The following is a 14,028-nucleotide window of genomic DNA, read 5'->3' on the forward strand; positions in this document are numbered from 1 at the left end:
AATCCTTGGTCGCAGCGTTTTTCGCCCGGCAATCAGTGGATAGAGCGTTCCGTCGTCGCGTCGAAAAGATGGACCTTGGATGGATCGACGCCGATCCGCAGTTCCTCGTTCGGCGTTGGCCGAAGCTGTGGCGGCATCCGTGCGGTCAGCGCTGCATCGCCAAGGCTGAAATGGACGAGCGTGTCCGAACCCAGCGGCTCCACCACCTGCACCTTCACGGCAAGCTGGCTGTCGAAGCCCTCGGCAGGACCGAAATGTTCCGGACGAATGCCAACGATGACTTCGCGGCCTTCGAGCCCCGTTTCGCGCGATGGCCGGATGGCCGCCATCGGCAGTGAATTGCCGTCGGAGAATGTCAACCGGTCGCCGTTCACCTTGGCGCGGGCAAAATTCATGGCGGGCGCACCGACGAAACCGCCGACGAAGACACTTTCAGGGCGGTTGTAGACCTCATCCGGCGTGCCGACCTGCTCGATATCACCGCCGCGCAGGATGACGATGCGGTCGGCGAGCGTCATGGCCTCTACCTGGTCATGGGTGACGTAGATGATGGTGGTGCCGAGTTGCTGGTGCAGGCGCTTGATTTCCGTGCGCACCTGTCCGCGCAGCTTGGCGTCGAGGTTGGAAAGCGGCTCGTCGAACAGGAAGACCTGCGGGCGGCGCACGATGGCGCGTCCCATGGCCACACGCTGACGCTGGCCGCCGGAAAGCTGGCCGGGCCGCCGGTCGAGAAGATGCTCGATGCCGAGCATCTTCGCCGCTTCATCGATGCTGGCATTGGCCTGGGAGGCGCTGACGCCGCGTACCTTCAGGCTGAAACCCATGTTCTCACGCACCGTCTTGTGCGGATAAAGCGCATAGTCCTGAAACACCATGGCGATGTCGCGTTCGCGCGGCGGGAGCTTGTTGACGACGCGGTCGCCGATCTTCACCTCGCCGCCGGTAATGCTCTCCAGCCCCGCGACCATGCGCAGCGTCGTGGATTTGCCGCAGCCGGAAGGGCCGACGAACACGACGAATTCGCCATCGTTGATTTCAAGGTCTATGCCCTTGACGATGCGAAGCGCACCGTAACTCTTGTCCAGCTTGCGCAGGCTGACCGAAGCCATATTTTCCTCCTCACGACCGGCGCGCCCGAATTTTGAATGGACGCAATAGCCGGTATCAACCTTCAAGTTCCCCGTATCGCATCTTCGAAAATCGATCCCGATTGTCCGGCGATATCGTGGGATGGCAAAACGCCTGTCTCCCTGAGGTCGTGATATTACCTTTCATAAAAAGGAAATCAATAGTGTATCAATTTTATTTCTGACAGAAATCAAAAACTACTAAGCCATTGATTCGAAGAAATATAACTGCAAAACTACCTGCTGAGCAGGCAACGGCTTGCTTGCCTCCCGTCAAATTCCTTCACCCATGTAGATCACGCGAAATTTGCGCAATCTCAACGTATGCGAGAAACATAGCGCGCCACGGTATGGTCGAACCAGGTCCATGAAACTTCAGCCACCGCGCCATCCTGCGCCTGGCTGAGGCGCAACACCCTGGGCACAGACACGCCCGGTTTCTGGCCGAAAACCTCAGGCGCCCATTCGGGCACTTCACCCAGATCGACGCGGTCTTCGGCCTTCGATATCCAGAGATTGAGGCGGGTACGGTAATAAAGATAAAGCGATTCCGACATGTTCTCGATGGCGATCGCATCGACATAGGAACCGTCCAGCCAGATTTCCTCTATAGCCGCCGGTTTTCCGGCGATGCGGCGAAGGCGGCGAATCCTGTGTCCCTCGGTCGATGTGCCGAAGGCGGGCAGGTCGGCTGGCTTGGCAAGGCGCGCCACATCCAGAACCTCCGCCGTTGGCAGGCCGCCGCCCTCGATCAGTTCAAGCCGGAAGAAGGCGTAGACGCTCTGCGGGTCACTGACCGCGCGGATGTAGTTGCCTGACCCTTGCACGCGCTCGAGAAGGCCGCGCTCCTGCAATTCGGCAAGCGCCTTGCGCAGCGTACCGACGGCAATGCCGAGATCGGCCGCCATATCGCGCTCAGGCGCTAGCTTTTCGCCGTCGATCAATCGGCCGGCAGCCACCTCGCGCACCAGCATTTCGGCGATCTGCATATACATGGGCAGGCTGCCGCCAGTGTGTTTCATGATGCCGTTTCCTCCCCGAAACAAAAATTGATACATCATTGATTTACATATTTCTTGATGTTATGCAAGAAAAACGAGAGCGGCCTTGAGGAGGAATTGCATGACCGTCGTACCCGTTACATCCGCTGATCTCGATGCTGCCGAGGTCTCCTGGTTTTCCGCTTTGTGTTCCGATGACTACGCCTATCTCGGCGTGCCGGATGGCAGCCTGCGTTCCAGCTTCGAACATTGTTCCGATATCGTCAAAAAAGCAGAGGAACTCGGTTTCCGCAACATTCTCTGCCCTTCGTCCTATCAGGTCGGACAGGACACGCTGAGCTTCGTTGCCGGCTGCGCGCCGATCAGCGACCGCATCAACTTCCTTGCGGCAATCCGCTGTGGCGAGATGCAGCCGATCATGCTGGCGCGGACCGTGGCAACGCTCGACCATATGCTGAAGGGTCGCCTGACGCTCAACGTCATCAGCTCGGATTTTCCCGGCGAAGTTGCTGACAGCGCCTTCCGTTACAAGCGCAGCCACGAGGTCGTCGAGATTCTGCGTCAGGCCTGGACGCGTGATACCATCGACCATGACGGTGAAATCTACCAGTTCAAGGGCGTCTCCACCGAACCCGCAAGACCGTACCAGCAGAATGGCGGGCCGCTTCTCTATTTCGGCGGTTACTCTCCGGATGCGCTGGAACTCTGCGGCGCACAATGCGACGTCTATCTGATGTGGCCGGAGACCAAGGACCAGCTGGCAGACCGCATGCGCGCCGCCAATGAGCGCGCCGCCGCCCATGGCCGCACGCTGGATTATGGTCTACGCGTTCACATGGTGGTGCGTGATACCGAAAAGGAAGCCCGCGAATATGCCGACCATCTGGTGTCGAAGCTCGATGACGAATATGGCCAGCTGATCCGCAACCGCGCCCATGACAGCGGCTCGCTCGGCGTCTCGCATCAGGCACGGGCCCGCGAACTTGCCGACAAGTTCGGTTATGTCGAGCCCAATCTGTGGACCGGCATCGGCCGGGCACGCTCCGGCTGCGGTGCGGCGCTGGTGGGTTCGACGGATCAGGTCCTTTCGGCGCTGGAGGAATATCAGAAGATGGGTATCCGCGCCTTCATACTCTCCGGTTATCCGCATCTTGACGAGGCGGAACATTTCGGCACCAAGGTTCTGCCGCAGATGAAAACCTGCTCCCTGCCGCATGCTTACGGCCGGGTACCTTCTGAAACGCCAGCCACGCCGCTCGGCAACGGGGAACGCCACTGATGGAACGTATCGCTCTTTCTGACAAACTCGAACTCAGCCGCATTGTTTATGGCATGTGGCGCATTGGTGACGATACCGACACCTCGCCGGCGCATGTGCAGGCGAAGATCGAGGCTTGCCTCGCGCAGGGCATCACCACCATGGATCAGGCCGACATCTACGGCGGATATACGGCGGAAGCCATTCTCGGCGATGGCCTGAAGGCGGCCCCCGGACTGCGCGACAAGATCGAAATCGTCACCAAATGTGGCATCGTTGCACCGGCCGGCCGTCACTCCGCCGCCCGCGTCAAGCACTACGATACGACGGCTGGCCACATCAATGCTTCGGTCGAGGCATCGTTGCGCGACATGGGAACCGATCACGTCGATCTGCTGCTCATTCACCGTCCGGACCCACTGATCGACGCGGAAGAAACCGGCAAGGCGCTCGATGCGCTGGTGGCTTCCGGCAAGGTCAAGGCTGTTGGTGTATCGAACTTCCGTCCATGGGATTTTTCGCTGCTGCAATCGACAATGAGCAACCGGCTCGTGACGAACCAGATCGAAATGAGCCTTCTTGCCACCGATTGCTTCACCAATGGCGATCTGGCCTTCCTGCAGGAAAAGCGCGTCTCGCCCATGGCATGGTCGCCGCTCGGCGGTGGCTCACTGTTCTCCGGCGCGCATGGTGGCACCATGGCTGCCCTGCAGCGCATCGGCAAGGAACAGGGCGTCGATGCAACAGCTGTTGCGATCGCCTGGCTGCTGCGTCATCCGGCAAAGATCGTGCCGGTACTGGGCACCAACAATATCGAGCGTATCAGAACCGCTGCCGATGCGCTTCGCGTGACGATGGACCGCCAGACCTGGTTCGAACTCTACACCCTCGCGATTGGAAAAGAGGTGCCGTGATGACAGTTGCAGAGGCGATGAAAATGCCCAATGAGCATGTATTCGTTCCCGGCGGCGAAAACAGCCGCAGCTTTCGCAATGCGCTTGGCGCTTTCACCACTGGTGTCACGGTGGTGACCGCCACGACGCCGAACGGTCCTATCGGCATGACGGTCAACAGTTTCGCGTCCGTTTCTCTCGATCCGCCGCTGGTCCTGTGGTCACCGGCGAAAAGCTCGTCCCGTTATTCAGCTTTCAGTGATGCGACCCATTTCGCCATTCATGTGCTGAGCGCCGATCAGGACGTTCTGAGCGCCCGGTTCACCCGCAATGGCCGTGCCTTTGATGATCTGGACTGGGAAATCAACGACGAAGGTGTGCCGGTCATTCCCGGAACGCTCGCCCGTTTCGAATGCCGCCGGGCTGCGGCCCATGATGCGGGCGACCACACCATCATCGTTGGCGAGGTGCTGCGTGCCGCCCATCGCGATGGTGATCCGCTGTGCTTTTCGGGCGGGGCCTTCGGCCGGTTCTCCCGGCAATAGGCAGGGGTGGTCCTTTCTGCCGTTGCGGTAAAATATCTACTGGAAATGCAAGGCGTGATGCCTGCTTTTCTTTCGCTTCATCTTGGCATCGATAGTAAAATAGGGTCGTCATGATGTTATAGCTGGCGTTAACCTTCCGAAATGGCTTAATGCACTTGGTTCGGCGAAAAATGATTCGCCGAATCATAGACATAGTGCGCCGCTCCATTGAGGAAGATTGAATGTCCGGTTGTTTCTGCCTCTTTTTGGAAAGGGAAACCTCTCCGGAAAGACGCGCGCGCAGAACGGCGTTCGGCCGGATCGCGACCAGCGGCGCGACCGGATTTTTGTCAGTCGTGCTTTGCGTCGCCGCCAGCCAGAACGCCACGGCGCAAACACTGAACTGGGCCGGTGCTGCGGGCGGCGATTGGTCGACCGGTACGAACTGGGCCGCTTCACCCCGCGTGCCCACGGCCGCCGACGATGTGGTGATCGACAGCGGTGGGCCGACGGTCGCAATCGGCTCGGCCGCCGTCGCCAATGCCGTTTCGGTGGGGCAAAGCGCGTCCGGCACTCTGGTTGTAAACGGCGGCCTGCTTTCCAACTCGCTCAGCCTCGGCATCGCCAATGGTGTTTCCGGTACGGTGACGATGTCCGGCGCGGATATGGAGAATCGTGGTGTGTTGTCCATTGGTGGCGATGGGACTGGCAGACTTGACCTCCTGCACGGAACTACCGCGTCGTCCGGCACCGTCTATATCGGCGAAGGGCCGACGGGAAGCGGATCGCTCACGCTGGACAATTCGTCCAGCCTCGCCAGCTTCGGTACTGTTTTCGTGGGGTACGGTGGCAGTTCCACACCCTCTGGCACTGGCGGGCAGGGTAATCTGAACATCCTTGCAGGGAGCACGGTTGGCGGTAATAAAGCCGTCCTGGGGCAGGGGCTCGGGACGGAAGGCACGGCGCTCGTCTCAGGTGCAGGCAGCCGCTGGACGGTCGCGGACGGCATGGTTGTCGGCAATGCCGGTATAGGCACACTGACGGTCACGGGCGGCGGGAAACTCGTCAGTCAGACCACAACCATCATCGCCAATCTTGCCTCCGCATCGGGGGGCGAAGTTACGCTCAGCCGACTTGGTTCGTCACTGGAAAGCGGCGGGCTGATCGTCGGAAATGAAGGGGACGCGCGCCTGACCGTTGAGGCGGCAGCGACAGCCACCAGTGGCAGCGCGATCATCGGCCGCCATTCCACATCCGTGGCGACGGTAACCGGTGACGGTTCGAGCTGGACGACCGGCGACCTGCAGGTCGGCGGCGATGTTGCCGTTTCCGGCGGGGCGGCAGGGAACGGGACCTTGAACATAACTGCGGGCGGAACGGTACAAAGCACCTCCGCCCGGCTCGGCGCGGTTGCCGGGGCAACAGGGGTCGCCGTCGTTGACGGGCAGGGGTCGGCCTGGAATGTCGGTAGCGGCGGCCTGAATATCGGCGCCGAAGGGGCGGGATCGTTGGCCGTCACCGGCGGAGGCCTCGTCGAAGCCCAAAACGTTGTGCTTGCCAACGGTGCCGGCAGCAGCGGCTCCGCCCGGATTTCCGGCGCTGGCAGCACGCTGCGCAGTGACGGTGACCTCACTGTGGGACGCGGCGGCAACGGCACGCTGGTGGTCGAGGCTGGTGGTACTGTGGAGAGCAATGACGGTATCGTTGCTGCGCTCGGCGGTTCCTCTTCATCGGTCACCATCACCGGCGGCGGTTCCAGCTGGAAGATGACCGGCACCTTGATTGCGGGTTATCAAAACACCTCTTCGGCAAATGTCATGGTTAGCGCTGCAGGAAACATCCGGGCAGGACAGGTGGTCCTTGGTGATCTCATCGGTTCTTCCGGGACAATGACCATTACCGGCGCAGGCTCGAATGTCACCGCCTATGTCGATAGCGGTCTCGGCACTTCCGGTCGCATGACGGTCGGACAATCCGGTTCCGGCGATCTGACGGTCACGAATGGCGCATCGCTGAATGCCTATCAGCTTTATGTCGGCTCGGCGGCGGGGTCGGATGGAGCCGTGCTCGTCAATGGCACGGGTTCGCGCGCTTCGGTCGGGGACATGCTGGTGATCGGCGCTGCCGGAAGTGGCTCCGTCGAGGTGACGGGCGGGTCGGCGCTTGCCGCATCTACGGTCGTCATTGCCTCGGCAGCGGGTTCGACGGGTGTTTTGAACATTGGTGCCGCGTCCGGGCAGACGGCCCGTTCGGCTGGCACCGTGGATGCGCGGACAATCAGCTTCGGCGCCGGCAATGGCAGGATTGTGTTCAATCATTCCGAGACGGCTTATTTGCTCTCGGCCGATGTTTCCGGGGCGGGCAGCGTCGTTGCGGAAAACGGCGTCACACGGCTTGCGGGCAATAACAGCTATTCCGGTGGCACCACGATTTCGGGCGGTACCTTGCAAGGCACGGCAGGAAGTTTCGGTTCAGGCGATATCGCCAATAATGCGCGGCTCATCGTGGAGGGGGCCGGCACGTTTTCGAACATGATGAGCGGCAGCGGCAGTTTTGAAAAGACCGGCGAGGGCAATCTGGTCCTGACGGGAGACAGCACCTATACCGGTACGACCGCCGTTTCAGCCGGAAAACTTAGCGTCAATGGTTCGCTCGCAAGCGCGGTTTCGGTGGCGAGCGGCGCGACGCTCGGCGGTTCCGGCACGATTGGTGGCGTGACGGTCGGCTCGGGCGGCACGCTCGCACCGGGCAATTCGATCGGCACGCTGACCTCCACGGGTAACGCGACATTTGCGAGCGGCTCAGGCTATGCGGTTGAAATAGACGCCAATGGCAATTCCGACAAGCTCGCCGTGACCGGCACCATCACCATCGATAACGATGTCAGCCTTGTCGTCACCCCGCTGACGAACCATTCCGCCTTCAGTCTCAATACGCGCTATGCGATATTGACCGCGACGGGCGGCGTAACCGGCACCTTTTCCCGCATCGACGAAAATTTTGCCTTTCTTACCGCCAGCGTCGCGAAAAGCGCCGATACGGGCACCGCTTATCTGTCGTTCAGCCCGACATCTAAGGCTGCCGGCTTCCTTGCAGCGGGAGAATCGACAGCCAACGCACGTGCCGCCGCCAATGCGGTCGAAGCGCTTGGAGAAAACGCGCCTTTGTACCAGGCCGCCGTCTTTCTCCAGGAGGGCGAAACGCAATCGGCCTTTTCGCAGCTTGCCGGAGAAATCCATCCTTCACTCGCCATGGCCTTGATCAATCGCAGCGGGCAAACCCGCGATGTCATTCTCAACCGGCTGCGCAGCGCTTTCGAGGGGGTCGATGCGCGGCCGATCCTGCCGGTGGCTTATGCGGAAGGCGGTGAGAACCCTGTCGCCCTTGATGAAGGCGCGCTTACCTTCTGGTCCAGCGGTTTCGGGTCGCGCGGGCGTATCGATGGTGACGGCAATGGTTCGTCCGCCGATATGAGAGGCGGTGGTGTTCTCTTCGGTCTGGATGGAGAAGTTGGTGAAAGCTGGCGCGCCGGGGTGGCGGCCGGTTATGGCCATGACGATATCAACCATACGGCGCTTGCCGCCTCGGCCGATGTCGACAGCTATTATGTGGCCGCTTATGCGGGCACGGCGATAGGTCCCGCCTCGCTGCGGCTTGGCGCAATCCACGCTTTCCAGAATGTCGAAACCCGTCGGTCGATTTCCTTCTCCACGCTGGAGGAAAGCCTTTCCGCCAACTACGGCGGCTCCACCTCACAGGTCTTTGCCGAAGCCGCCTGGCGCTTCGATTTCGACCTCACCCATATCGAGCCCTATGCCAATATTGCCTATGTGAATAGCCGCACGGATTCCTTCCGGGAAAATGGTGGCATTGCAGCGGTTTCCGCCGGCTCCGCGCGCTACGATCAGTTTTACACCACGCTCGGTGCGCGGATCAGCCGCGATATCGCGCTTGAAGGCATGCTTGGCCGCGCGATGTTCGATCTGGCGTGGCGCCACAATTATGGCGACCCTGCCGTGGGCAGCAGCCTGTTCTACGAGGGTGGCGGTTCATTTTCAGTCTCAAGTACGTCGAGCCCGCGCGATGCCGCAATATTGAACCTGGGGCTGAGCTACGATCTCATCCCCTCCGCCACTTTGACATTTCGTTATGGTGCGGTTTTCGGGGCTGGCGTGCTGGATCAATCCGCTGCTGCGGAACTTGGAGTTCGTTTCTGATGGGACATCGTCGAAACCGCATCGCGAAAACGGCCCTTGCGGTTCTTTTTCATGCCGGTGTCACGGCGAGTGGCGCGGCTGCGCAGCAGGCGGCGGAAAGCGCAGTGCCATTACATGAGGCTTACGGAAGCTGGCAGCTTGCCTGTGCGGCTCCCGCAAAAAAAGACGGCGCCGATGCCGCACCCTCCACAGGGGGAGAGACGAAGCCGGTTTGCGCCATCGCCCAGGTGCAGCTGGAGGAAAAAACCCGCAAGCTGGTCGTTTCCGTCGAGTTCCGGATAGACAATGCGGCAGCGCCGGACAAACTCACCGGCACCATGGTGCTGCCGTTCGGCCTGGCCGTCACCAAGCTGTTTTCGGTGAAATCGGGAAATATGCGCCTTCAGGAAGTACAGGTCAGCACCTGTCTGCCGGTTGGCTGCATCGTGTCCTTCACGCCGTTCATCGAGCTGGTGTCGGCGCTGAAGGCGGAACAGACACTCACCATCGAGGCGCCCGATCTGCAGGGCCGTATCGTGTCGTTCCAGCTGCAGGGCAAAGGTTTTCCCGAGGCGCTGAAACGCCTCGGGGAAGTGCGTTAGGCCGCCACGGAATCCGGCTCGGTCTTGCCTTGCGGTTTTTGCTGCTCAGCATGGGGTTCGACGTTCTTCCGGCGGGAAAATAGCCCGGTGAGGAAGTGGCCGAACCGGTCCATCTCCACGAAGATGACGGGTGTGATGAACAGTGTCAGCAATTGCGAGACGATGAGACCACCGACCACGGCGATGCCGAGCGGCTGGCGCAGTTCCGAACTTGCGCCGGAGCCGAGCGCGATGGGCAAAGCGCCCAGCAATGCGCAGAAAGTCGTCATCATGATCGGCCTGAAACGGCGCACGCAGGCCTCGTGAATGGCGGTTGCGGGCGGTTCCGCTTTTTCGCGCATCAGCTCCACCGCCACGTCGATCATCATGATCGCGTTTTTCTTCACGATGCCGATCAGCATCAGCAAGCCGATGAGGGCGATGATCGAGAAATCCATGCCCATCACCTTCAGCGCCACGAGAGCGCCGAAGGCGGCGGCCGGCAGGCCGGAAAGGATGGTCAGCGGGTGGATGAAGCTTTCATAAAGCACGCCCAGCACCACATAGATAGTCAGCACCGCCGCCAGAATGAGGATGCCGGTATTGCCCTGGCTCTGCTGGAAGATCGCCGCCGTGCCGCCATAGCTGGTGAACACATCCTGCGGCAGGCCGATCGTGGTCTTGATCTGGTCGATCCGGCTTGTGGCATCGGAAAGCGCCACACCATCCGGCAGGTTGAAGGAGATGGTGGTGGAGACGAGCTGGCCCGTCTGGTTGATGGTAACCGGTGCCTGCGTGCGGGTCAGCGAGGCGAAGTTGGAAAGCGGAACCAGAACCCCGGATTTCGCGGAAAGAATGTTGATATCGCTGAGGAAATCATCATTCCAGGGTTTCGAACTGTCGAATTCCACGATGACATCGTAGCTGTCACCGGTCGACTGGATTTGCGCCGCCGTATAACCGCCAAAGGACATTTCCAGTGTCTTGCGCAGCTGGTCATTGGTGATGCCGAAGGCAGCCGCCTTTTCTGAATCGACAGAGATCGTGGCGGCGATCGCACCGTTCTGGGCGTCGGAGGTGACCGAGGTGAATGTATGGTCGCGGCGCATTGCCTCCATCAGCTTGTTCGACCATTCATTGGTCGTATCGGCATTCAGGCCCTGAACGACGAGCTGGTACTGGCTGGCGGAACTGCGCCCGCCGAAACGCAGGCTTTGCTGCGGGTTGATATAGGTGCGAATGCCAGCCACTTTCGAGGTGGCCTGACCGAGTTCGGTCAGCACCTGGCTGAGCGGCGCGCGTTCTTCCTTGGGTTTCAGTTCCACGAACATCGAACCGTTGTTCAGCGGATTGCGCGAATTGCCGCCGACGATGGAGGTGACATGCACCACGGCCGGGTTCTTGCGGATCTGATCGGCAACCTGTGCCTGGAGATCGCGCATTGCCGTGTAGGAAATATCCTCACGCGCCTGTGTCGAGACCGAAAGACGGCCGATATCTTCCTGCGGGAAGAAGCTGGAGGGAAGGGTTTCGAACAGGAAGACCGAAGCAGCGACCGAGGCGAGAAACGAGGCAAGCACGGTGCGGCGATGGGAAAGGCACCAGCCGACCGCCTTGCCATAGAGGCGAAGCGTGCGCTCGAAGCCGGCATCGAACCAGCGGATGATGGCTGGCGGCCGGGAGGAATGGCCCGACAGGCGCGAAGCGAGCATGGGCGTCACCGTCAGCGAAACCAGTGCCGAGGCCATGATCGCCAGCGTGACGACCATGCCGAACTCGTTAAAGAGCCGGCCGATCACTCCGCCCATCAACAGAATGGGAATGAAGACGGCCACCAGCGAGATGGACATGGACAGGATGGTGCCGCTGACTTCTGCCGCACCTTGCAGCGCCGCCTCGCGCATGGGCAGGCCTTTTTCATGCAGGCGCAGGATGTTTTCCAGCATGACGATGGCGTCATCCACCACCAGACCCACCGATAGTGTCAGCCCGAGCAGCGAGATGTTGTCGATGCTGTAGCCCAGAACATACATCATGCCGAAAGCGGTGATGAGCGACAAAGGCACGGCAAGGCCCGGAATGATGGTCGCCGTCAGGTGCCCGGTGAAGAGATAGATGACCGCAACCACCAGCCCGATGGTGAGGAACAGGGTGAACTGGACGTCCGAGATCGCATCCTTGATCGCGGTCGAAGCGTCATTCATGACGTGGATATTGACGGATGGCGGCAATTGCTGGTGAAGCGCCGGCAGCTTGGCCTTGATGGCATCAACCACTTCGACGGTATTGGCGTCCGGCTGACGCTGCACGGCGAGAATGATGGCCTGTTCGCCATCGAACCAGCTTCCGGCATTGGTATTGTCGATGCTGTCGGTGACATTGGCGATATCGCTGAGATGGATGGGCGCGCCCTTGTTGGTCGAGACGACCAGCGAGCGGAAGGCGGCCGCATCGGTGCGCTGGGTATCGGCCTCGATCGTCAGGCGCTGGTTATCGTTCTGCAGGGCGCCAACGGGCACCTGATTATTCGCCTGGGCGATGGCCGTTGTGACGGTATCAACGCCGAGCCCTCTTGCCTGAAGCTGCGTCGGATCAAGGCCGATACGCACGGCATAGGTCTGTGCACCATAGATGCTCACCTGCGCAACGCCGGAAATGGTGGAGAGAAGCGGCGAGATGATGTTCTCGGCGATTTCATCCACCTTGCTGGTCGGCATTTCCTTGCTGTTGACGGCAAGCAGCAGCACCGGCGCATCGGCCGGATTGGTCTTGCGATAACTCGGCGTCGTCGTCATGTTGCTCGGCAATTGCCGTTGCGCGCGAGAAATCGCGGCCTGAACATCGGCCGCAGCCGCATCGATATTGCGGTTGAGATCGAATTGCAACACGATCGAGCTGTTGCCGAGCGTGTTGGTGGCGCTGATTTCGCTGACGCCCGGAATGGTCTCGAACTGCTTGACCAGCGGCGTGGTGACCGATGTGGCCATGGTTTGTGGCGAAGCGCCGGAGAGCGACGAAGAGACGTTGATCGTCGGAAAATCCACCTTCGGCAGGGCGGCAACGGGCAGCAGGCGGAAGCCGGCAAGCCCGGCGAGCACGAGGCCGATGGCGAGAAGTGTGGTGGCGACGGGCCGGTTGATGCAGAAATTAGGGATCATTGGCCGCCAACCTGTTCCTGCGGAATATTGGCGGCCAGATTGCCGGCCGCTCCGCCCTTGTCGGAAAATTGCTCGACCACGAACTGGCCGTCGGCAAGTTCGGATTGACCCTCGACGATGATATGTTCGCCGCCATTGAGGCCGCTTGCAATGGCGGTGAGATCGCCATTCGAGCGGGCGACTTCCACCGGCGTCATATGGGCATGGTGGTCGCTATCGACGGTATAGACGAAATTGCCCTTTGGACCCGGCCGCACTGCAACCGTCGGCACCACGATCATTTCCACATCCGAAATGAAATGCGCGGTGACATTGACGGATTGGCCGGGCCATAAAAGACCGCGATCGTTCTTGAATTCCGCCTTGGCCAGCACGGTGCCGGAGGTCTGGTCCACCGTGTTGTCGTAAAACCGCAGCACGCCGCGCATGGGCTCGCCGCCCGTCGCGGCGGGGTCGACATCGACGGCGGTGTCCTTCGCCACACCTTCGCGCAATTGCGGCAGGTAACGCTGAGAAAGGCGGAAACTGACCGAGATGGGATCATATTTCGTGATTGTCACGATATTGATGCCGGCGCTGAGATAGGCGCCGGGACTGACGCTGATATCGCCGAGTCGCCCGTCGAAGGGGGCACGGATTTCCATATGTTCGAGCGCCACTTCGTCGGAGGCAAGCATTGCGCGGTCGGCATCGATCTTGGCGCTGGCACTATCGCGCGCCGCCCTTGCCTGATCCAGCACCTGCTGGGATTCGGCGCTTTGCTTCACGAGATTGGCGGCGCGCTGGAAGGCGGCTTCCGTCTGCTCCAGCGTTGCCTGATCGGCGGCGATATTGGCCTTGTCCTTGTCGACGGCGGCACGGGCGATGCGGTCATCCATCTTGAGGATCAAATCGCCCGCCTTGATATGCTGGCCGTCCTTCGCTTCGATTTCGGTGACGAGACCAGCCTGAAGCGGTGCGATATTGGTGATGTCGGCGGCAATCGCCCACCCCGTCGCCGTTGCATCCATCGGCAGCGTTGCCTTGCTGACCGCGATGGTGCTGACGGTGGGTGGTCCGCCATTGCGCCGTCCGCCGCCCTGTCTTTGTCCCTGCTGCCGGGCTGGCTGGCCGCTCTGGGAGGACTGTGTTGCAGTTTCGGTGCCGGCCTGCGGAGAAACGCTGGCGAATTGTTTAAGGTAGGGAATTTGGTCGAGCGGCAGGCGGTCCTTGAAGTACCAAGCGCCGGCGGCGGCGATGGCAAGAACGCTGAGGGCGGTCCAGAAACGTTTCATCTGACGATTCCGCGAA

The 14,028-nt window shown here is 60.7% G+C and carries 9 protein-coding genes; 5 read left to right on the forward strand and 4 right to left on the reverse strand.

From position 1 onward, the window contains the following. Window positions 1–32: 32 nt before the first annotated feature. Complete coding sequence (locus tag QD336_RS18640; RefSeq protein ID WP_499171703.1) at window positions 33–1,109, reverse strand: ABC transporter ATP-binding protein; 1,077 nt, start codon at window positions 1,107–1,109, stop codon at window positions 33–35. Between the two features lie 335 nt (window positions 1,110–1,444). Continuing rightward, window positions 1,445–2,149 carry a GntR family transcriptional regulator gene (locus QD336_RS18645; RefSeq protein WP_269342923.1) on the reverse strand — a complete coding sequence of 235 codons (705 nt, stop codon included), beginning with the start codon at window positions 2,147–2,149 and terminating at the stop codon, window positions 1,445–1,447. Window positions 2,150–2,249: 100 nt separating this feature from the next. Here QD336_RS18645 and QD336_RS18650 point away from each other — a divergent pair, with 100 nt between their 5' ends. The 5 genes from QD336_RS18650 (at window position 2,250) to QD336_RS18670 (ending at window position 9,601) form a co-directional block, all read left to right on the forward strand. Continuing rightward, a complete protein-coding gene (locus tag QD336_RS18650; protein WP_269826753.1) occupies window positions 2,250–3,407 on the forward strand; it encodes an LLM class flavin-dependent oxidoreductase in 1,158 nt (385 codons plus the stop codon). Further along, on the forward strand, window positions 3,407–4,300 hold the full coding sequence (locus tag QD336_RS18655; protein WP_499171704.1) for an aldo/keto reductase: 894 nt from the start codon (window positions 3,407–3,409) through the stop codon (window positions 4,298–4,300). The genes QD336_RS18650 and QD336_RS18655 overlap by 1 nt, the downstream gene beginning before the upstream one ends. Continuing rightward, window positions 4,300–4,824 (forward strand): NADH-dependent FMN reductase SmoA, encoded by a 525-nt coding sequence (smoA, locus tag QD336_RS18660; protein WP_499171705.1) that lies wholly within the window; start codon window positions 4,300–4,302, stop codon window positions 4,822–4,824. The genes QD336_RS18655 and smoA overlap by 1 nt, the downstream gene beginning before the upstream one ends. Before the next feature lie 221 nt (window positions 4,825–5,045). After that, window positions 5,046–9,020, forward strand: coding sequence for an autotransporter outer membrane beta-barrel domain-containing protein (locus QD336_RS18665; protein ID WP_499171706.1), 3,975 nt, complete (start codon window positions 5,046–5,048; stop codon window positions 9,018–9,020). Next, entirely contained in the window at window positions 9,020–9,601 is a 582-nt protein-coding gene (locus QD336_RS18670; protein WP_499171707.1) for an invasion associated locus B family protein, read from the forward strand. Before QD336_RS18665 ends, QD336_RS18670 begins: the two co-directional genes overlap by 1 nt. Here QD336_RS18670 and QD336_RS18675 read toward each other — a convergent pair. Then, window positions 9,598–12,738: an efflux RND transporter permease subunit gene (locus QD336_RS18675; protein ID WP_499171709.1), complete on the reverse strand. Its 3,141-nt coding sequence runs from the start codon at window positions 12,736–12,738 to the stop codon at window positions 9,598–9,600. The genes QD336_RS18670 and QD336_RS18675 overlap by 4 nt on opposite strands. Beyond that, a complete protein-coding gene (locus QD336_RS18680; RefSeq protein ID WP_499171710.1) occupies window positions 12,735–14,012 on the reverse strand; it encodes an efflux RND transporter periplasmic adaptor subunit in 1,278 nt (425 codons plus the stop codon). The genes QD336_RS18675 and QD336_RS18680 overlap by 4 nt, the downstream gene beginning before the upstream one ends. Between the last annotated feature and the right edge of the window lie 16 nt (window positions 14,013–14,028).

This window comes from Rhizobium sp. BR 250 (assembly GCF_047445855.1).
In the GTDB taxonomy this organism is placed as follows: Bacteria; Pseudomonadota; Alphaproteobacteria; order Rhizobiales; family Rhizobiaceae; genus Agrobacterium; species Agrobacterium tumefaciens_I.